The organism is Guyparkeria sp. TX1, from assembly GCF_046523965.1.
Lineage (GTDB): Bacteria > Pseudomonadota > Gammaproteobacteria > Halothiobacillales > Halothiobacillaceae > Guyparkeria.
In genome coordinates, this window is sequence record NZ_CP144142.1 from 1,754,778 (window position 1) to 1,774,074 (window position 19,297).

The 19,297-nt window shown below is 63.3% G+C and carries 15 protein-coding genes; 7 read left to right on the forward strand and 8 right to left on the reverse strand.

Features of this window, described 5'->3' with window-relative positions; genetic code table 11:
* Nucleotides 1–214: 214 nt before the first annotated feature.
* Nucleotides 215–1,450, reverse strand: a complete 1,236-nt coding sequence (locus tag VWP12_RS08220; protein ID WP_410473729.1) for an argininosuccinate synthase — start codon at nt 1,448–1,450, stop codon at nt 215–217.
* Nucleotides 1,451–1,778: 328 nt separating this feature from the next.
* Between VWP12_RS08220 and aceE the strand changes: the two genes are divergently transcribed.
* The 6 genes from aceE to VWP12_RS08250 all read left to right on the forward strand — a co-directional run bounded on the left by aceE (nt 1,779) and on the right by VWP12_RS08250 (nt 9,431).
* Nucleotides 1,779–4,436 carry a pyruvate dehydrogenase (acetyl-transferring), homodimeric type gene (aceE, locus tag VWP12_RS08225; RefSeq protein ID WP_410473730.1) on the forward strand — a complete coding sequence of 886 codons (2,658 nt, stop codon included), beginning with the start codon at nt 1,779–1,781 and terminating at the stop codon, nt 4,434–4,436.
* Between the two features lie 115 nt (nt 4,437–4,551).
* Nucleotides 4,552–5,883 (forward strand): dihydrolipoyllysine-residue acetyltransferase, encoded by a 1,332-nt coding sequence (aceF, locus tag VWP12_RS08230; protein WP_410473731.1) that lies wholly within the window; start codon nt 4,552–4,554, stop codon nt 5,881–5,883.
* A 10-nt stretch (nt 5,884–5,893) separates the two neighbouring features.
* Nucleotides 5,894–7,657: a dihydrolipoyl dehydrogenase gene (gene lpdA / locus VWP12_RS08235; RefSeq protein ID WP_410473732.1), complete on the forward strand. Its 1,764-nt coding sequence runs from the start codon at nt 5,894–5,896 to the stop codon at nt 7,655–7,657.
* A 27-nt stretch (nt 7,658–7,684) separates the two neighbouring features.
* Entirely contained in the window at nt 7,685–8,470 is a 786-nt protein-coding gene (locus tag VWP12_RS08240; protein WP_240031456.1) for a sulfite exporter TauE/SafE family protein, read from the forward strand.
* A 63-nt stretch (nt 8,471–8,533) separates the two neighbouring features.
* Complete coding sequence (gene coaD, locus VWP12_RS08245) at nt 8,534–9,028, forward strand: pantetheine-phosphate adenylyltransferase (RefSeq protein WP_192894161.1); 495 nt, start codon at nt 8,534–8,536, stop codon at nt 9,026–9,028.
* Between the two features lie 154 nt (nt 9,029–9,182).
* On the forward strand, nt 9,183–9,431 hold the full coding sequence (locus VWP12_RS08250) for a YfhL family 4Fe-4S dicluster ferredoxin (protein ID WP_125199157.1): 249 nt from the start codon (nt 9,183–9,185) through the stop codon (nt 9,429–9,431).
* An 86-nt stretch (nt 9,432–9,517) separates the two neighbouring features.
* Here the strand turns inward: VWP12_RS08250 and VWP12_RS08255 are convergent, their stop codons facing one another.
* The 7 genes from VWP12_RS08255 to orn all read right to left on the reverse strand — a co-directional run bounded on the left by VWP12_RS08255 (nt 9,518) and on the right by orn (nt 17,660).
* Entirely contained in the window at nt 9,518–9,787 is a 270-nt protein-coding gene (locus tag VWP12_RS08255; protein WP_240031457.1) for an acyl carrier protein, read from the reverse strand.
* Nucleotides 9,784–11,064, reverse strand: a complete 1,281-nt coding sequence (serS, locus tag VWP12_RS08260) for a serine--tRNA ligase (RefSeq protein ID WP_410473733.1) — start codon at nt 11,062–11,064, stop codon at nt 9,784–9,786. Before serS ends, VWP12_RS08255 begins: the two co-directional genes overlap by 4 nt.
* A gap of 62 nt (nt 11,065–11,126) precedes the next feature.
* On the reverse strand, nt 11,127–11,609 hold the full coding sequence (gene greA / locus VWP12_RS08265) for a transcription elongation factor GreA (RefSeq protein WP_125199159.1): 483 nt from the start codon (nt 11,607–11,609) through the stop codon (nt 11,127–11,129).
* A complete protein-coding gene (gene carB, locus VWP12_RS08270; RefSeq protein ID WP_410473734.1) occupies nt 11,606–14,839 on the reverse strand; it encodes a carbamoyl-phosphate synthase large subunit in 3,234 nt (1,077 codons plus the stop codon). The genes greA and carB overlap by 4 nt, the downstream gene beginning before the upstream one ends.
* 54 nt (nt 14,840–14,893) lie before the next feature.
* Nucleotides 14,894–16,048 carry a glutamine-hydrolyzing carbamoyl-phosphate synthase small subunit gene (gene carA / locus VWP12_RS08275; protein ID WP_410473735.1) on the reverse strand — a complete coding sequence of 385 codons (1,155 nt, stop codon included), beginning with the start codon at nt 16,046–16,048 and terminating at the stop codon, nt 14,894–14,896.
* Between the two features lie 178 nt (nt 16,049–16,226).
* Entirely contained in the window at nt 16,227–17,039 is an 813-nt protein-coding gene (gene dapB / locus VWP12_RS08280; RefSeq protein WP_410473736.1) for a 4-hydroxy-tetrahydrodipicolinate reductase, read from the reverse strand.
* Between the two features lie 75 nt (nt 17,040–17,114).
* The gene (gene orn, locus VWP12_RS08285) at nt 17,115–17,660 is read right to left on the reverse strand and encodes an oligoribonuclease (protein ID WP_125199163.1); all 546 of its coding nucleotides are present in this window, start codon (nt 17,658–17,660) and stop codon (nt 17,115–17,117) included.
* 196 nt (nt 17,661–17,856) lie between these two features.
* Between orn and mgtE the strand changes: the two genes are divergently transcribed.
* Nucleotides 17,857–19,290, forward strand: coding sequence for a magnesium transporter (gene mgtE, locus VWP12_RS08290; protein WP_410473737.1), 1,434 nt, complete (start codon nt 17,857–17,859; stop codon nt 19,288–19,290).
* Nucleotides 19,291–19,297: the final 7 nt, after the last annotated feature.

Consider the following 19,297-nt stretch of genomic DNA (forward strand, 5'->3'; position numbering starts at 1 on the left):
GCCAGCGAAAGCAAAAAGGCGGGCCGTGGCCATCGCCACGACCCGCCTTGTCGCTCCGGGTGTTTTCATGACACCCATTTCCCTGTGGTTTGCCACTCGCTGCATGCCAGACATCCCTTGCCTGTGAATCACACCCTTGCGGGTACGGTGTGGCTCGTCCCTGTCACGCAGGGAGGTGCCCTGTAATCCTTCCGGGGCACCCTTTCGCGACCGATCAGCCTCGTCGGCCGGCCTTCGCGCTGATACGCAGACGCAGGGCGTTGAGCTTGATGAAGCCCTCGGCATCACGCTGGTCGTAAGCACCAGCGTCATCCTCGAACGTCGCGATCGCCGGATCGAACAGGCTATTGTCGGACTGTCGACCCGCCACGATCACGTTGCCCTTGTACAGGCGCAGGCGCACATCACCGTTGACGTTGTCCTGGGTCGCGTCGATGGCCTTCTGCAGCATCTCGCGCTCGGGGGCGAACCAGTAACCGTTGTACACCAACTCGGCGTACTTGGGCATCAGTTCATCCTTCATGTGCGCCTCGCCGCGGTCGAGCGTAAGGGACTCGAGGGCCCGGCGTGCCTTCAGAAGGATGGTGCCACCCGGGGTCTCGTAGCAGCCGCGCGACTTCATCCCCACGTAGCGGTTCTCGACCATGTCGAGTCGACCGATGCCATTCGCGCCGCCCAATTGGTTGAGTTTGAGCAGCAACTCGGCCGGCGAGAGCTTCTCGCCGTTGATGGAGACCGGGTCGCCCTTCTCGAAGCCGATGACGATCTCGGTCGCCTCGTCGGGAGCGCGCTCGGGGCTGACCGACCAGCGCCACATCTCCTCTTCCGGCTCCCACCACGGGTCCTCGAGATTGCCGCCCTCGTAGGAGATGTGCAGCAGGTTGGCATCCATGGAGTACGGCGACTTCTTGCCGGCAGAGGCGAAGTCGACCGGAATGTCGCGGCTCTTGGCGTAGTTCATCAACTTCTCGCGGGAGTTGAGGTCCCACTCGCGCCACGGGGCGATCACCTGGATATCCGGGTTGAGCGCATAGGCGTTGAGCTCGAAACGCACCTGGTCGTTGCCCTTGCCAGTCGCGCCGTGGGCGACGGCGTCCGCGCCGGTCTCACGGGCGATGTCCACCAGGCGCTTCGCGATCAGCGGCCGGGCGATGGAGGTGCCCAACAGGTACTCGCCCTCGTAGATGGCGTTGGCACGGAACATCGGGAAAACGTAATCACGGACGAAGGTCTCGCGCAGGTCGTCGATGTAGATTTCCTTGACGCCCATCTTCTCGGCCTTCTCACGTGCCGGGTCGAGCTCCTCGCCCTGTCCCAGGTCCGCGGTAAAGGTGACTACCTCGCAGTCGTAGGTCTCCTCCAGCCACTTGAGGATCACCGAGGTGTCCAGGCCGCCGGAGTAGGCCAGTACCACCTTGCCGAGCTTCTTGGGGGCCGCGGGATTACTCATCAGAACTCCTGATTTCGATTTGTGTTTGCGATGTGCTTGGCACGAGATCGCGCCATTATATAGACACCGCTGCGCCATGACAGGGCATAGGGGTTTTCAATCCCCCGATTACGCCATGCCGAGCGGCGTCAATACGGCACTTGCCGTTTGCCCCCCGCTCCCCGATGGCGGCGTGAAACGGCTTCGCCATGCGCTCGAACATAGGAAAACTCGGCGTAATCGCGCATAATGAGGCGCAAATTTTGGTCCGGTGCGACCATCGAAGCCCCGCCATGAAGCGCTTTGCCGGGGTTTCGGACGCACCCAACGACAGCTTTGAGGAGTGCTTGTGACCGATTACATCGATCAGGATCCGCAGGAAACCCGGGAATGGCTTGACGCACTCGAGGCAGTGGTCAGCTTTGAAGGGACGGAAAAGGCCCGCCATCTGATTGGCAGCATGATCGAGCTGGCGCGCCAGCACGGCATCGACACCCCCTACTCCGCGACGACCCCCTACATCAACACCATTCCGCCCGAGAACGAGCCGCAATACCCCGGCGACCGTCAGCTCGAGCAGCGCCTGCGCGCCCTGATCCGCTGGAATGCGATGGCGATCGTGGTGCGGGCCAACAAGGAGAACTCGGTCGGCGGTCATATCGCCTCCTACCAGTCCAGCGCCACCATGTACGAGGTCGGCCTGAACCACTTCTTCAAGGGTCACGACCACCCGGAAGGCGCCGACATGGTCTTCTTCCAGGGTCACGTCGCACCAGGGATGTACGCTCGGGCATACCTCGAGGGGCGTATCACCGAGGAGCAACTGCTCAACTTCCGGCAGGAAGCGCACAAGGATGGCTTGAGCTCCTACCCGCACCCCTGGCTGATGCCGAACTTCTGGCAGTTCCCGACCGTCTCGATGGGCCTGGGTCCGCTGATGGCGATCTACCAGGCACGCTTCATGAAGTACATGGACGCGCGAGGTTTCGGCAAGGTCAACAGCCGCAAGGTCTACGCCTTCCTCGGTGATGGCGAGATGGACGAGCCCGAATCCCTCGGCGCAATCGGCCTGGCCGTGCGCGAGAAGCTCGACAACCTGGTGTTTGTCGTCAACGCCAACCTGCAGCGCCTCGATGGCCCGGTTCGCGGCAACGGCAAGATCATCCAGGAACTCGAAGGCAGCTTCCGCGGCGCCGGCTGGAACGTGATCAAGGTCATCTGGGGACCGGGCTGGGACGAGCTCCTCGCCCGCGACAAGTCGGGCAAGCTGATCGAACGAATGATGGAAGTCCCCGACGGCGAATACCAGGCCTACAAGGCGAAGGACGGCGCATTCGTCCGCGAGCACTTCTTCGGCAAGTACCCGGAGACCGCCGAGTTGGTCAAGAACATGACCGACGACGAGATCTTCTCGCTCACCCGGGGTGGCCACAGCCCGCGCAAGATGTACGCGGCCTACAACGCGGCCAACGAGTGCAAGGGCAAGCCGACCGTTATCATCGCCAAGACCATCAAGGGCTACGGTATGGGCCCGTTCGGCGAAGGCGCGATGACCGCTCACCAGCAGAAGAAGCTGGACAACGACGGGTTGAAGTACTTCCGCGACCGCTTCGGCCTGCCGATCTCCGATGAGCAGCTTGAGAAGAACGTGCCGTTCTACAAGCCGGACGACAGCCACGAGCTGATCAAGTACATGAACGAGCGACGCAAGGATCTGGGCGGTTACCTGCCCTCTCGCGTCGACCGCGCCGAGTCGATCCCGGCGCCGGAGCTCAAGGCGTTCGACATGATCCTCAAGGGCACCGGCGAGCGCGAGATGTCCTCGACCATGCTCTTCGGTCGCATCCTGGCGATGATCCTGCGCGACAAGAAGCTCGGCAAGCGCGTCGTACCGATCATCCCGGACGAAGCCCGGACCTTCGGCCTCGAGGGGCTGTTCCGCCAGGTGGGTATCTACGACCCGGCCGGTCAGCTCTATGAACCGGTCGATTCCGACCAGGTGGCCTGGTACAAGCAGGCTGCCAATGGCCAGGTATTGCAGGAAGGCATCAACGAGGCCGGCTCGATGTCCTCGTGGCTGGCCGCGGCAACCGCCTACGCCAACTACGGCGAGGCGATGGTGCCGTTCTACATCTACTACTCGATGTTCGGTTACCAGCGCGTGGGTGACCTGGCCTGGCTGGCCGGCGACATCCGGGCGCGGGGTTTCTTGATCGGCGCGACCGCGGGTCGGACCACGCTGGAAGGCGAAGGCCTGCAGCACAACGACGGCCACAACATCATGATGTTCTCGGCCGTACCGAGCTGCCGCGTCTATGACCCGACCTACGGCTACGAAATGGCCATCATCATTCGTGATGGCCTCAAGGCGATGGTCGAGGAAAAGCAGGATTGCTACTACTACATCACCGCCATGAACGAGAACTACTCGCACCCGGCAATGCCCGAGGGCATTGAGGAAGGGGTTCTCAAGGGCGCCTACCGCCTGCGCGAGAGCAAGAAAAAGGTCAAGAGCCGTGTCCAGCTCATGGGTTCCGGCAGCATCCTGCGCGAGGCCGAGGCCGCCGCCGCGATGCTCGAGGACGAGTGGAAGGTCGCCGCGGACGTCTGGTCGGCCACGAGCTTCACCGAGCTGGCCCGCGAAGGCCAGGCCTGCGAGCGTCACAACCGCCTGCACCCGGATGCCAAGCCGAAGACGCCGTACATCACCACGGCGCTCGAGGAGCGTAATGCCCCGGTTATCGCGGCGACCGACTACATCCAGGCCTACCCGGACCAGATCCGTCGCTTCGTTCCGAACACGTTCACCATCCTGGGCACCGACGGCTATGGCCGGTCCGACACCCGTGCCGCGCTGCGGCGCTTCTTCGAGGTCGACGCTGCCCACATCGTGGTCGCCGCGCTCAAGGCCCTGGCCGACGAGGGGACCATCCCGGCTGCCAAGGTCACCGAGGCGATCAAGAAGTACGGCATCGATCCCGACTGCGGCCCGCCGATCGAGCGCTAAGACCTACCGCCCCTGCCCCGCTCATCTCGGCATGAGGCGGGACAACGGCCCCATTCGATCCGACGCCCGTGTAGTTTGAGCGGGCGCGCATGCAACCTTTCATGGAGACAGGCTGATGGCCATCAAGTCGATCACCCTCCCCGATATCGGCAATTACGACAACACCCCGGTTATCGAGGTGCTGATCTCGCCCGGCGACCGGGTGGAAAAGGAAGACTCGCTGATCACGCTGGAGTCCGACAAGGCCACGATGGAGATCCCGTCCCCCTACTCGGGCGAGATCAAGAAGGTGCTGGTCAAGGTTGACGACACGCTGAAAGAAGGTGACCTGATCGCCGAAATCGAGGCCGAAGAAGACGCCGAGGCGCCGGCGGCCGAGGAAAAGCCGGCCGAACAGCCGACGGCCGACAAACCCGCGGAGGAAACCACCGAGCAAAAACCGGCCGAGCCGGAGAAGCCGGCTGCTACCACCGAGAAGCCCGCCTCGTCCGGGCCTACAGCGGCGCAAACACCGGCGCCGGTGAACCGTCAGAGCGCCGGTGCGAAATCGCACGCGAGCCCGTCGGTGCGCCTGTTCGCCCGCAAGTTGGGCGTGGATCTGGCCAACGTCACCGGCACGGGCCCCAAGGGTCGCATCCTGCAGGAGGATGTCGAAGGGGCAATCAAGAAGGTAATGGAGGGCGCGGCCAAGGGTGGCGCCGCTACCGGGGCCGGGATTCCACCGCTGCCGGAGATCGACTTCTCCCAGTTCGGCGAGATCGAGGAAAAGCCGCTCTCGCGCATCAAGAAGCTTTCCGGCAAGCACCTGTCCACGGCCTGGCTCAATATCCCGCACGTCACGCAGTTCGACGAGACGGACATCACCGAGCTAGAGGATTTCCGCAAGTCACTCAAGCCGCGGGCCGAGAAGTCCGGCATCAAGATGACGCCGCTGGTATTCGTGCTCAAGGCACTGGCGCACGTGCTGCGCGAGTTCCCGCACATGAATGCCTCGCTCGCTCCCGATGGCGAGAATCTGATCGTCAAGAAATACATCAACCTGGGCGTGGCGGTCGACACGCCCAACGGCCTGCTGGTGCCAGTGGTGCGTGACGTCGACCAGAAGGGCATCTTCGAGCTCTCCGAGGAACTCATGGCCATCTCGGAGCGGGCCCGCAACGGCAAGCTCACCGGCGAGGATCTCTCCGGCGGGACGTTCTCGGTTTCCAGCCTCGGCGGCATCGGCGGGACGCAGTTCACGCCGATCGTCAACGGCCCGGAAGTCGGCATCCTGGGGGTTTCCAAGGCCAGCATGCAGCCAGTCTGGAACGGCTCGGAGTTCGAGCCGCGCCTGATGCTGCCGCTGGCGCTTTCCTACGATCACCGCGTCATCGATGGCGCCGAGGGGGCACGGTTCATGACCACGCTCTCGCGCACGCTCACCGATCTTCGCGAACTGATGCTGTAAGGAGCACCGGATGACCATCGAAACCATCAACCTGCCGGACATCGGCAACTTTGACGAAGTCGAGATCATCGAGGTGCTGGTCGAGGCGGGCGACGCGGTCGAGGCCGAGGACTCGCTGATCACGCTCGAGACCGACAAGGCGACCATGGAGATTCCGGCCCCGGCCGCCGGCAAGATCACCGAGATGCTCGTCGGCGTGGGCGACAAGGTCAGCACGGGCAAGCCGATCGCCAAGTACGAGCCGGCCGCCGGTGGCGAGTCGAGCGAAGGCGCCGATGCGCCCGCCGAGCAAGCGCCTGCTACCGAAGACAAGGCGTCCTCCCCTGCCCCGGCCGCCGCTGCCGCCACCGACGAGAAGGCGGACGTCGAGTGCGACATCTGCGTGCTCGGCTCCGGGCCGGGCGGCTACACCGCTGCCTTCCGCGCCGCGGATCTAGGCAAGAAGGTCGTGCTGATCGAGCGCTACCCTGTCATCGGCGGCGTGTGCCTGAATGTCGGCTGCATACCCTCCAAGGCACTGCTGCACGTCTCCGAGGTGCTCAACGAAACCCGCTCGATGGGCGCGCATGGTGTGACCTTCGCCGAGCCGAAGATCGATCTCGACAAGCTGCGCGGCTTCAAGGACAAGACGATCAAGAAGCTTACCGGTGGTCTCGAGGCCCTGGCCAAGCAACGCAAGGTGCAGATCGTGCGCGGTTACGGCCGCTTCATCGATCCGCACCACGTCGCCGTTACCGATGACGATGGCAAGGAAACGCTGGTCAGGTTCGACAATGCCGTCGTCGCGGCCGGCTCGCAGCCGGTGAAGCTGCCGTTCATTCCGCATGACGACCCGCGCGTGATGGACTCCACCGACGCCCTCGAGCTTGAGGAAGTGCCGGGCAAGATGCTCGTTATCGGCGGTGGCATCATCGGGCTGGAAATGGCGCAGGTCTACGATTCGCTGGGTGCCGATATCTCGATCGTCGAGCTGGCCGACACCATCATCCCGGGGGCCGACAAGGACCTGACCCGCCCACTGCTGAAGATCCTCAAGAAGCGCTACCAGGACATTTTCCTCGGCTCCAAGGTGACCAATGTCGAGGCCAAGAAAGATGGCCTTCATGTCACATTCGAGGGCAAGAACACGCCGGAAACGGCTGTTTTTGATCGCATTCTTGTCGCAGTCGGTCGCGCACCGAACGGCAAGAAGATCGATGCGGACAAGGCAGGCGTATCCGTGGATGAGCGAGGCTTCATCGCCGTCGACGAGCGGATGCGGACCAACGTCGAACACATCCATGCCATTGGTGACGTCGTTGGTCAGCCAATGCTCGCGCACAAGGCTGTCCATGAAGGCAAGGTGGCCGCGGAAGTCATCTGTGGCCTGCCGTCCGCCTTCACGCCGATGGGCATTCCCAGCGTCGCCTACACCGATCCGGAGGTTGCCTGGGCCGGCAAGACCGAGGACGAACTCAAGGCCGAGGGTGTCGAATACGAGAAGGGCGCCTTCCCCTGGGCCGCCTCGGGCCGGTCATTGAGTCTCGGTCGTGACGAGGGGCTTACCAAGGCCCTGTTCTGCAAGGAGACCCATCGCCTGCTGGGTGCCGGTATCGTCGGCCCCAACGCCGGTGAACTGATCGCGGAAGCCATGCTGGCAATCGAGATGGGTGCCGACATGGCCGACATCGGCCTGACGATCCACCCCCACCCCACCCTGTCGGAGACGCTCGGTTTCGCCGCCGAGATGGCCGAAGGCACGATCACGGATCTATTGCCGCCCAAGAAACGCTGATCGAGCGCCGGCAAAGGGAGGTCGCCAGTGGAATACCTGTTATTCGCCATCCTCGGGATGGTCGGTGGAGTGGCCGCCGGCCTGCTCGGTATCGGTGGCGGGCTGATCATGGTCCCCGTCCTGCTGATGATTTTCCCGACCATCGGCATCAGTGGCCCTCATCTCGTACATATCGCCATCGGCACCTCGCTGGCGGCGATCGTGTTTGCCTCGATCACTTCGGTCTACAGCCATCACCGGCATGGGGGCGTACTCTGGGACGTGTTCGCACGGTTTGCTCCGGGGATGGCGCTCGGGGCGATACTCGGCTCCACCGTGGCGCATTACCTCCCCGGCGACGTACTCAAGATCGTCTTCGGCGTGCTCGAGATCGCGGTGGCCCTGCAAATGGCCTTCGGCAAGACCCCGCCGGCCAGTCGACAGCTGCCTGGCATTGTCCCGCTCACCGGGGTATCGAGCACCTTCGGGGCGATCGCCTCGATCATGGGCATGGGTGGCGGCGCGATGACGACGCCGTTCTTCCTTTACTGCAATATCACCGCCCGCAACGCGATTGCCACCAGTGCCTCACTGACTCTGCCAACCGCCTTGTTCGGGGCCGCGGGTTACGTGGTCAGCGGCTGGACGATCGACGGGCTGCCCGAAATGACGGCCGGCTATGTCTATTTGCCGGCACTGGCCGGCATCGCCGTGTTCTCTGTGCTTTTCGCTCCCATCGGTGCCAAACTCGCCCAGATACTGCCGGCCTTGGCACTCAAGCGCATCTTTGCCTTTGTGCTGATGGGGCTGGGCGTTCACATGATCCTTTCCTGATATGGGTCCGCTCCGGGCCTGATCCCGCTCCGCTATCGACCTCAGTCCTTCGGGGGCATTGGCATGACACGCAAGAAACGCATCGCGGTCTATCCGGGCACGTTCGACCCGATCACCTACGGTCACGTCGATCTCGCCCAGCGTGCCGCCCGCCTGTTCGATGAAGTGATCGTTGCGGTGGCCGGTGATTCGAGCAAGCACACCCTCTTCTCTCTGGAAAGGCGTCGGGCCTTGGCCGAAGAGGCGATCAACGATGACACCGGCACCATTCGCGTCGATTCGTTCGATGGCCTTCTGGTGGACTTTGCCGCCGAGGTGGGCGCCACCGCCCTGGTGCGAGGACTGCGCGCGGTGAGCGATTTCGAGTACGAAATCCAACTGGCTGCCATCAACCGACGTCTGAACAGCAAACTCGAGACCGTGTTCCTATCCCCGGCCGAAGATCTCGGATTCATCTCGTCGAGTATCGTGCGCGAGCTGGCCCGGCTGGGTGGCGACGTGACCGACTTCGTGCCGCCCGCCGTGGTTCAGGCACTCAAGGAGTCGCGCCGCGACTAGAGCCACGCAAGTAGGCGCGGTTTTTCTCCACCAGGGTGTGCCGGAAAATAACTGACCACCGCACTGTGGAATTTTGTCGCCAAGCGCGCCAAAATCACGTTTACCTGTTATCCTGTGCGCCAGTTACCGACCAGAAATTTGGGGAGGAATCCGCATGTCCCTGCTGATTACCGACGAATGCATCAACTGCGATGTCTGCGAGCCGGAATGCCCGAACGGCGCCATTTCCCAGGGTGACGAGATCTACGAGATCGCGCCCAACCTCTGCACCGAGTGCGTGGGGCATTACGATGAGCCGCAGTGTGTCGAGGTCTGCCCGGTCGACTGCATCATCACCGATCCGGACAACAACGAGACCGAAGATCAGCTGATGGACAAGTACCATCAATTGACTGGCAACTAAGCTCGTCCGAGCCTCGTCCCAAGAAAAAACCCGCCGAACGTTCGGCGGGTTTTTTACGTTTGGGCATTCGAAACGCGGGAGATCTCTTAGGTCCGCACCCGAATGAATTCGGTTACCGTACCGAAGGTCGCAAACCACTCGGCATCGACTTCATCATCGGAGAACTGGAGATCGAAGCGATCCTCGAGCGCGGTAAGCAACAGCACCACACCCATGGAGTCCAGCTCCGGTATTTCGCCGAACAAGCCGCTTTCCGGCGTGAAGCGTTGCGCCGGTCCGGGCAGATCCAGCGTATCGATGATGACCTTGCGGACCGTCTGGAAAAGCGGGTCGGGCGCGATCGATACCTCGCTCACACCTGGACCTCGATGCGCTCGATCCCGCCCATGTAGGGACGCAATGCCTCCGGCACGATCACGTCACCGTTCTCGCACTGGTAGTTTTCGAGCACCGCCACCAGGGTGCGGCCGACGGCCAGACCCGAGCCGTTGAGGGTATGCACGGGTTCCGGCTTGCCTTCGGCGTTACGCGTCCGTGCCTGCATCCGACGGGCCTGAAAATCGCGGGTATTGGAGCACGACGAAATCTCGCGATAACGTCCCTGCCCCGGCAGCCACACCTCCAGGTCATAGGTCTTGGCCGCGGAAAAGCCCATGTCACCCGTGCACAACACCAACCGACGGTAGGGCAAGCCCAGGGCGTCGAGGACCGTCTCGGCATGGCCGGTCAGTTCCTCCAGGGCGCGTTCGGACTCACCTGCGGGGACGATCTGTACCAGTTCGACCTTCTCGAACTGGTGCTGACGGATCAGCCCGCGCGTGTCACGACCTGCCGAACCGGCCTCGGATCGGAAACAAGGGGTGTGGGCGACCATCTTCAGTGGCAGCTGATCGCGCTCGAGGATCCGGTCCCGCGCCAGATTGGTCACCGGTACCTCGGCGGTCGGGATGAGGTACCACGGTGATTCGCCCTCGAGCTTGAACAGGTCCTCGGCGAATTTCGGCAACTGGCCGGTACCGAACAGCGAATCGGCATGCACGATGAACGGCACTTGCACCTCGGTGTAACCGTGCTCGCGGGTATGCAGATCGAGCATGAACTGAGCCAGCGCACGATGCAGCCGGGCCACCGGCCCGGACATGGTGACAAACCGCGCGCCAGTAAGCTTGGCCGCCGCCTCGAAATCCATGCCGGCGAGCCCGGCGCCCAGATCGACGTGATCTCGCGCCTCGAATGAGAACGTCGGGATCTCGCCCACGGCGTGCATTTCGACGTTGTCATCCTCGCTTTCGCCCACCGGCACGTCGTCGTCCGGCAGGTTCGGGATGCCGGCAAGAAACGCATCCAGTTCGTCGGCGATCTCATTGAGGCGAGCCTTGGCCGCATCGAGACGATCGCCGAGCTCACCCACGGCGGCTATCAACGGCTGGATGTCCTCGCCGGCCGACTTGGCCTTGCCGATCTTCTTGGACTCGGTGTTGCGCTCGGCCTGCAGGGTCTCCGTCTGCACCTGCAGCGATTTGCGTTCGGATTCGAGCGAATCGAACCGTTCGCGATCGAAGACAAACCCGCGACGGGCCAACCGTGCGGCGACATCGTCGGTTTCCTGGCGAAGAACTCGGGCGTCAAGCATTGGGGATCCATCGGTTGCGAGGGATAGACCGGCGGGTCGTGCCACCCGGCCGGCAAGGCGTGTCAGGCGATGTACTCGACCTCGACTATCTCGAAGGTGCGGGTCTTGCCACCCGGGGCATTAAAGGTGACCTCGTCGCCAACCGACTTGCCAATCAGGGCGCGGGCGATCGGCGAATGGATAGAGACCAGGTCCTTCTTGATGTCCGCCTCGTCGTCGCCGACGATCTTGTAGCGAATCTCGGAGTCGGTATCCAGATCGAGGAGCTCGACCGTGGCGCCAAAGATCACCTTGTCACCCGGCGGCATGCGGGTGACATCGATGATCTGCGCATGCGACAGCTTCGCCTCGATCTCCTTGATCCGACCCTCGACGAAGCCCTGCTCCTCGCGGGCGGCATGATATTCGGCGTTTTCCTTGAGATCGCCCAGCTCGCGCGCCTCGGCGATCGCCGCGATGATGCGGGGACGCTCGACACCGCGCAGCCGCTTGAGCTCTTCCTCCAGGGCGGCCGCACCGGCGGCCGTCATCGGGGTCTGATTCATACAACGCACTCCTGATGCAGGTCCTGCAGCCGGTTGACCGTGACCGGCTGGTGCAGATATTTCAGTGCCAGCGCCATCGCCTCGGCACCGGCCAGGGTGGTGAAGTACGGGATGCGGTAATGCAGCGCCTCACGCCGGATTTCGTAGGAATCGCTGCGCGATTGCTGACTGTTCGAGGTGGTGTTCACGATCATCGCGATTTCGCGGTTCTTGATCATGTCGACCACGTTCGGCCGTCCTTCCGTCACCTTGTTGACCGTGGTCACCGCCAGTCCGTTCTCGTCCAGGAAACGTGCCGTGCCGCGCGTGGCGACGAGCGAGAAGCCCCACTCCACCAGCGCCTTGGCGACCGGCAGCATCCCCTTGTAGTCCTGCTTGCGCACGGAAATGAAGGCGGTGCCCGACAACGGCAGGGAGTTGCTTGCCCCGGCCTGTGCCTTGGCAAAGGCCTCACCGAATTCGCGACCGACACCCATCACCTCGCCGGTCGATTTCATCTCGGGGCCGAGCAGCGGATCGACACCGGCGAACTTGATGAACGGGAACACGGCCTCCTTGACCGAGTAGAACGGCGGGATCCGCTCGGAGGTGATGCCCTGGCGTTTGAGGCTCACACCGGCCATCGTGCGGGCGGCCACCTGCGCGAGCGGAACGCCGACGGCCTTCGAGACAAACGGCACGGTGCGTGAGGCACGCGGATTGACCTCGATGATGAAGATATCGTCACCCTGGATGGCGACCTGGGTGTTCATCAGGCCAACGACGTTCAGCTCGCGTGCCATCGCCTTGATCTGTTCGCGGACCCGATCCTGCACCGACCGCGGCACCGTGTACGGCGGCAGCGAGCAGGCCGAATCACCCGAGTGGACCCCGGCCATCTCGATGTGTTCCATCAACCCGCCGATCACCACGTCCTCGCCGTCACAGACGGCGTCGATGTCCATCTCGGTGGCATCGTCGAGGAAGCGATCGAGCAGGACCGGTGACTCGTTGGACACCTTGACCGCGTCGCGAATGTATCGCTTGAGCCCGTCCTCGTCGTGGACGATCTCCATGGCACGACCGCCGAGCACGTAGGACGGACGCACCACGAGCGGGTAACCGATCTCGGCGGCGAGATGAATGGCCTGGTCGGCCGACTTCGCGGTGCGGTTTGGCGGCTGCTTGAGATCCAGCTTGTGGATCATGTCCTGGAAGCGCTCGCGATCCTCGGCCCGGTCGATCGCATCTGGCGTGGTGCCGATGATCGGCGCGCCGGCCTTCTCGAGGTCACGCGCGAGCTTGAGTGGTGTCTGCCCGCCAAACTGGACCACCACGCCACGCGGCTGCTCGACCTCGATGATCTCGAGCACGTCCTCGAGTGTCAGCGACTCGAAATACAGTCGATCCGAGATGTCGTAGTCGGTCGATACCGTTTCCGGGTTGCAGTTGACCATGATGGTCTCGTAACCATCTTCGCGCAGGGCGAGAGCCGCGTGAACGCAGCAATAGTCGAACTCGATCCCCTGACCGATGCGGTTCGGCCCGCCACCGAGGATCATGATCTTATCGCGGTTGGACGGCTCGGCCTCACAGAACGGCTCGTAGGTCGAGTACATGTACGCCGTGGAAGTCGGGAATTCGGCCGCGCAGGTGTCGACACGTTTGTAGACCGGACGCACACCCAGCGCGTGACGGTGCTTGCGCACGGTGCTCTCGGTTTCGTCGAGCAGCTTGGCCAGCCGCGCGTCCGAGAAACCCAGACGCTTGAGCTGGTACATCTGGGCGGTGCTGATCTCCTTGAGGCGTCCCCCGCGCAGTGATTCCTCGGTGCGCACCAGGTGTTCGATCTGCCGGAGGAACCACGGGTCGATGAACGAGTGACGGTGGATACGTTCGACGTCGAAGCCATGACGGAACGCGTCGGCGACGTACCAGAGCCGATCGGCACCCGGCGAGTGCAGTTCGCGCACCAGACGGTCCTCGATGTCGTCATCCGAGAGGCTGCCCTCCAGCACTTCGTCCAGACCGTCACGACCGATTTCCAGACCGCGCAACCCCTTCTGCAAGGATTCGCTGAACGTCCGGCCGATCGACATCACCTCGCCGACCGACTTCATCTGCGTGGTGAGGCGGTCGTTGGCGGCCGGGAACTTCTCGAAGGTAAAGCGCGGGATCTTGGTGACGACGTAGTCGATGGTCGGCTCGAACGAGGCCGGGGTCGCGCCGCTGGTGATGTCGTTCTTGAGCTCGTCGAGGGTGTAGCCGATGGCGAGTTTGGCCGCGACCTTGGCGATCGGGAAGCCGGTGGCCTTCGAGGCCAGCGCGGATGAACGCGACACCCGCGGGTTCATCTCGATGACGATCATGTCGCCGTTTGCCGGATTGACGGCGAACTGCACGTTCGAGCCGCCGGTTTCCACCCCGATCTTGCGCAACACCGCGAGCGAGGCGTTGCGCATGACCTGGTATTCCTTGTCGGTCAGCGTCTGTGCCGGGGCGACGGTGATCGAGTCACCGGTGTGCACGCCCATCGGATCGAGGTTCTCGATCGAGCAGATGATGATGGAGTTGTCGTTCTTGTCACGCACGACCTCCATCTCGTATTCCTTCCAGCCGAGCACTGACTGTTCGATCAACAGCTCATTGGTCGGCGAGAGATCCAGCCCGCGCCGAACCAGTTCCTCGTATTCCTCGCGGTTATAGGCGATGCCGCCACCGGTTCCGCCCATGGTGAACGACGGGCGGATGATTGCCGGAAAGCCGATCTCCACCTGAGCGGCGACCGCGGCGTCGAAGGTATGCACCACGGTCGACAGCGGGGTCGACAGGCCGATCTCGGTCATCGCGTCCTTGAAGCGGTCACGATCCTCGGCCATGTCGATGGCGTCCTGGCTTGCGCCGATCAACTCGCAGCCGAAGCGGTCGAGCACGCCGTGCCGGTAGAGATCCAACGCGCAGTTGAGCGCGGTCTGACCGCCCATGGTCGGCAGGACGGCATCCGGCCGTTCCTTCTCGATAATCGCGCTGACTGCCTCCCAGGTGATCGGCTCGATGTAGGTCGCATCGGCCATCTCCGGGTCGGTCATGATCGTTGCCGGGTTCGAGTTGATCAGGATGACCCGCAGGCCCTCCTCGCGCAGCGCCTTGCAGGCCTGGGCCCCGGAATAGTCGAACTCGCAGGCCTGACCGATCACGATCGGCCCCGCGCCGATGATCAACACACTTTGAATATCGTTTCTCTTTGGCATGCTCGACTCACCTGCCAGCCGCGGCTGGGCAGTTGGTTATTCTGGAAAGGCGGCTCAGCGACGGGCGTCGATGCTCTCGACGAACTGATCGAACAGCAGGTCGAGGTCATGCGGCCCGGGGCTCGCCTCGGGGTGGCCCTGGAAACTGAAGGCCGGACAGTCGGTACGGCGGATGCCCTGCAGGCTGCCGTCGAACAGAGACCGATGCGTGGCCTCGAGATGGGCCGGCAGGCTGTCCTCCTCGACCGCGAAGCCGTGGTTCTGGCTGGAGATCAGCACACGCTTGCTGCCGATATCCTGGACCGGGTGGTTCGCCCCATGGTGGCCGAACTTCATCTTGCTGGTCTTCGCGCCGCTGGCCAGGGCCAACAGCTGGTGTCCCAGGCAGATGCCGAACAGGGGGATGCCGGTCTCGAGCACGCGCTCGATATCGGCGATCGCCTTGGTGCAGGCCGCCGGATCACCCGGGCCATTGCCGACCAGTATGCCGTCGGGGTTGGCCGCCAGCAGCTTCTCGACCGGCGCGTCGGCCGGGAACAGCGTGATGCGGCAACCGCGATCGACCAGCTTGCGCAGGATGTTTTGCTTGAAGCCGTAGTCGTAGGCGACCACATGGCGGGTCGCGGCTGGCCGATCCGCCTCGTTTACCCACCAGGAACCGGCGGTCCATTCGCGTAGTTCGCGGGTGCCGACCTCGGGGATCAGGTCCATGCCGGCAAGTCCCGCGAAGCCCTGTGCCTTCTCCACCGCGGCGGTGGCATCCAGCTCGCCGCCGGCGACGATGCAGCCCTTCATGGCACCCTGGTCGCGCAGGCGCCGCGTCAGCTCGCGGGTGTCGATCTCCGAGATGGCGACCACACCATGCTCTCGGCAGTAGTCTTCAAGGGATTGTTCACCACGCCAGGAGCTCATCTGACCAGAATCGCGAACCACCAGACCGGCCACGTGGACCGAGTCGGATTCGGCGTCTTCGGCATTGGTGCCGACATTGCCGATGTGCGGGTAGGTGAGGGTCACGATCTGACGGCAGTAGGACGGGTCGGTGAGAATCTCCTGATAGCCCGTCATTGCGGTGTTGAACACCACCTCGCCCACCGACTCCCCATCGGCCCCGATGGAGGTGCCGTAAAAAACGCTCCCGTCTTCAAGAGCCAGGAGCGCCGTATTGGCCGGGAGCCCGGTGTTCGCGTCTGAGACCGTGCTATCCAAGAACTTTCCCCCACAGATTTGTCGTGTCGCCCCGCCCGAGTTGGCGCTGGCCGCCGAGGCAGCCGGCGCCCCTCGGTTTCGGGGCGCAATTATGACTGAAACGCCCCGATGCTGTCCACGGCGACAGGCGCCTAATCGGGGCGTTCCCTGAACCACCCCGCGCCGATTTGCCGGGAGATCAGACCGGTTTGAGACCCAGCACGTGGCTCATGTCGTAGAGTCCGGCGGGCTTGTCCGCCACCCATTGAGCGGCCCGGACGGCGCCCTTGGCGAATGTCATCCGGCTCGAGGCCTTGTGGGTGATCTCAACACGCTCGCCGATGCCGGCGAACAGCACCGTGTGGTCGCCGACCACGTCGCCTCCCCGAATCGTCGAGAAACCGATGGTCTCAGCGGACCGCTCACCCGTGATGCCCTCTCGACCGTAGATGGCCACTTTCTGCAGGTCTCGTTCGAGCGAGTCGGCGACCGCTTCACCGAGCCGCAAGGCCGTGCCGGACGGCGCATCGACCTTGTGACGATGATGCGCCTCGATGATCTCGACGTCGTAGTCGTCGCCCAGCATCGAGGCGACCTGCCCGAGCACCTGAAGCAGCACGTTAATCCCAATGCTCATGTTGGGAGCGAAGACGACTGGAATATCGCGGGCAGCGACCTGCAGCGTTTCCTTTTGCGCAACGGAGAGCCCGGTGGTGCCAATAACGATGGCCCGTCCGGCCTCTCGGCAGATCTCGAGATGACGCATCGTCGCGTCGATCGAGGTGAAATCGATCAGCACGTCGAAATCGTCACCGTGGCCGGCCAGATCGGCGACCACCGGCACGCCGATCTGCCCGATCCCGGCGATCTGGCCAGCGTCCTGGCCGATCAGCGGACTGCCACTGCGAGCGAACGCCGCACCCATCTGTGTCTGACCACCCTGGTGGGCCGCCTCGATCAAGCGACGCCCCATGCGGCCGTTGACGCCAACAATCCCGACTCGTGTGCTCATGATCTTCTGTCCGATTCCAAAGGTTTTGGTTGCGAATGCGGCAAAGTCTACCAACCCGTTCTGACGAGGCGTGACCTAGAGCTTGAAAAAGCCGGCACGGTAGTGCGACAGCTCGGCCACCGAACCCCGAATGTCGTCCATCGCCTGGTGATTCGAGTTCTTGCGGTAACCGGCCAGCACCTCCGGCTGCCAGCGACGAGCAAGTTCCTTGATAGTCGACACATCCAGGTTGCGGTAGTGGAAATACGCCTCGAGCTCCGGCATCAACCGAGCGAGGAACCGACGATCCTGACAGATGCTGTTGCCACACATCGGCGACTTGCCTTCCGGGACATACTGGCGGAGAAAGTCCAGCGTCCGCGTCTCGCCGCAACGCAGATCACAGTCGCTCTGGCGCACACGTTCGATCAGCCCGCTCTGCCCATGCACACGCTGGTTCCATTCATCCATTCCGGCGAGTTTGGCCTCGGGCTGGTGAATCGCTACCACCGGCCCTTCGGCCAGGACATTCAGGTGCTTGTCGGTCACCAGGGTCGCAATCTCGATAATCGTGTCTCGGACCGGATCGAGCCCCGTCATCTCGAGATCGATCCAGATCAGATTGTCTTCCGGGGCGTGCATGGACTCTCTCCTAAATTGATGGCAACCGTGGCAAGCGAGGCGCCGAGAAGCCTAGCACGTCAATGCAAGTGGAAGCCGTGCCGTACGCGGACCACCCTGCCCGGAGGCGCCTGGTGTCCGCTATACTGGCCGCCGGCTCATCCATCCTCGACGGCAGCCATCGCCTGCCTCCGAATTGCCCCGGATTTCCACGTTCATGGCCGAACTCACTGACATTGATCGCCAAGAAGAGCTCGATTCGCTGATCCACGAGATCCGCGACACGCTCTCTCAGGAGACGAGGACCGACCCGGGCAGCGATGCGGGGGATGGATTCGCCCCCCTGTCGGATCTGGCCAAGCACGATCTGGCGCAGCTGGCGCAAAAGATCGAACGGCTACACTCCGCCGACGTGGCCAAGGTGCTCGAATCCCTGCCGCAGGAAGAGCGCCTGATCATCTGGGAACTGGTCCATTCCGATCGCGACGGCGAGGTGTTGCTCGAGGTATCCGATTCGGTCCGGGACACCCTGATCGAGGTGATGGATCGCGAGGAGATCCTCAACGCCGCCTCCACCCTCGACACCGACGAACTCGCCGACCTGGCCCCCGATCTCCCCGAAGGGATGATGCAGGACGTCTTCACCGCCCTGCCGATCGACGATCGCGAGAAGTTGCGCTTCGTCATGTCCTACGACGAGGACACCATCGGCGCGCTGATGGACTTCGACCTGGTCACGGTCCGTGGCGACGTGACCATCGAGGTGGCGCTGCGCTACCTGCGGCGAATGGACTCGTTGCCCGATCACACCGACAAACTGTTCGTCACCGATCGCGACGGGTTATTCGAGGGCGTGATCCACCTGAAGACTCTGTTGCTCAACGACCCGGAAACGGTCGTGGCCGACGTGATGGAAGCCGACGCGGTGCGCTTTCACCCCGAAGACAAGGCACGTGATGGCGCGGATGCCTTCGAGCGCTACGACCTGGTTAGTGCGCCGGTGGTCGATGAGGTCGACCGACTGGTCGGCCGGGTCACCATCGACGCGGTGGTCGATTTCATTCGCGAGTCCTCCGACGAGGAGCGACTCTCCCAGGTCGGCCTTTCCGAGGAAGAGGACATCTTCGCGCCGGTGCGCAAGTCGGTGAAGAACCGCGCCCCCTGGCTGGCCGTGAATCTTGTTACGGCGATCGTCGCCGCGCAGGTCATCGGCCTGTTCGAGGGCTCGATCCAGGAACTGGTGGCACTGGCCGTGCTCATGCCGATCGTCGCGGGCATGGGCGGCAACGTCGGCAACCAGACCATCACCATGATCGTGAGGGAACTGGCCTTCCGGAAGCTCGGTGGCGGTGATATCCGCCTGCTTTACGGCAAGGAGCTCAAGGTCGCCCTGATCAACGGGGTCGTCTGGGGCGGGGTCCTCGGCCTGGTCACCTTCCTGATGTACCAGAACGCCGGGGTTTCCGCGGTCATGGTCGCGGCGGTAAGCCTCAACTTCCTGAGCGCCGCCTTCTTCGGCGTTACCATCCCCATCCTGCGCACCCGCATGGGCCGTGATCCAGCGCTCGGCAGCGCGGTCATGATTACCGCGATCACCGACTCGGGAGGTTTCTTCATCTTCCTGGGGCTCGCCACCCTCTTCCTGCTTTGAGCTAGCG

Bases quoted from the DNA above. Each gene is read 5' to 3' on its own strand.
- carB (WP_410473734.1), bottom strand. From the start codon at position 14,839: ATGCCAAAGAGAAACGATATTCAAAGTGTGTTGATCATCGGCGCGGGG.
- aceF (WP_410473731.1), top strand. From the start codon at position 4,552: ATGGCCATCAAGTCGATCACCCTCCCCGATATCGGCAATTACGACAAC.
- VWP12_RS08250 (WP_125199157.1), top strand. From the start codon at position 9,183: ATGTCCCTGCTGATTACCGACGAATGCATCAACTGCGATGTCTGCGAG.
- VWP12_RS08220 (WP_410473729.1), bottom strand. From the start codon at position 1,450: ATGAGTAATCCCGCGGCCCCCAAGAAGCTCGGCAAGGTGGTACTGGCC.
- greA (WP_125199159.1), bottom strand. From the start codon at position 11,609: ATGAATCAGACCCCGATGACGGCCGCCGGTGCGGCCGCCCTGGAGGAA.
- mgtE (WP_410473737.1), top strand. From the start codon at position 17,857: ATGGCCGAACTCACTGACATTGATCGCCAAGAAGAGCTCGATTCGCTG.
- lpdA (WP_410473732.1), top strand. From the start codon at position 5,894: ATGACCATCGAAACCATCAACCTGCCGGACATCGGCAACTTTGACGAA.
- orn (WP_125199163.1), bottom strand. From the start codon at position 17,660: ATGCACGCCCCGGAAGACAATCTGATCTGGATCGATCTCGAGATGACG.
- coaD (WP_192894161.1), top strand. From the start codon at position 8,534: ATGACACGCAAGAAACGCATCGCGGTCTATCCGGGCACGTTCGACCCG.
- dapB (WP_410473736.1), bottom strand. From the start codon at position 17,039: ATGAGCACACGAGTCGGGATTGTTGGCGTCAACGGCCGCATGGGGCGT.
- serS (WP_410473733.1), bottom strand. From the start codon at position 11,064: ATGCTTGACGCCCGAGTTCTTCGCCAGGAAACCGACGATGTCGCCGCA.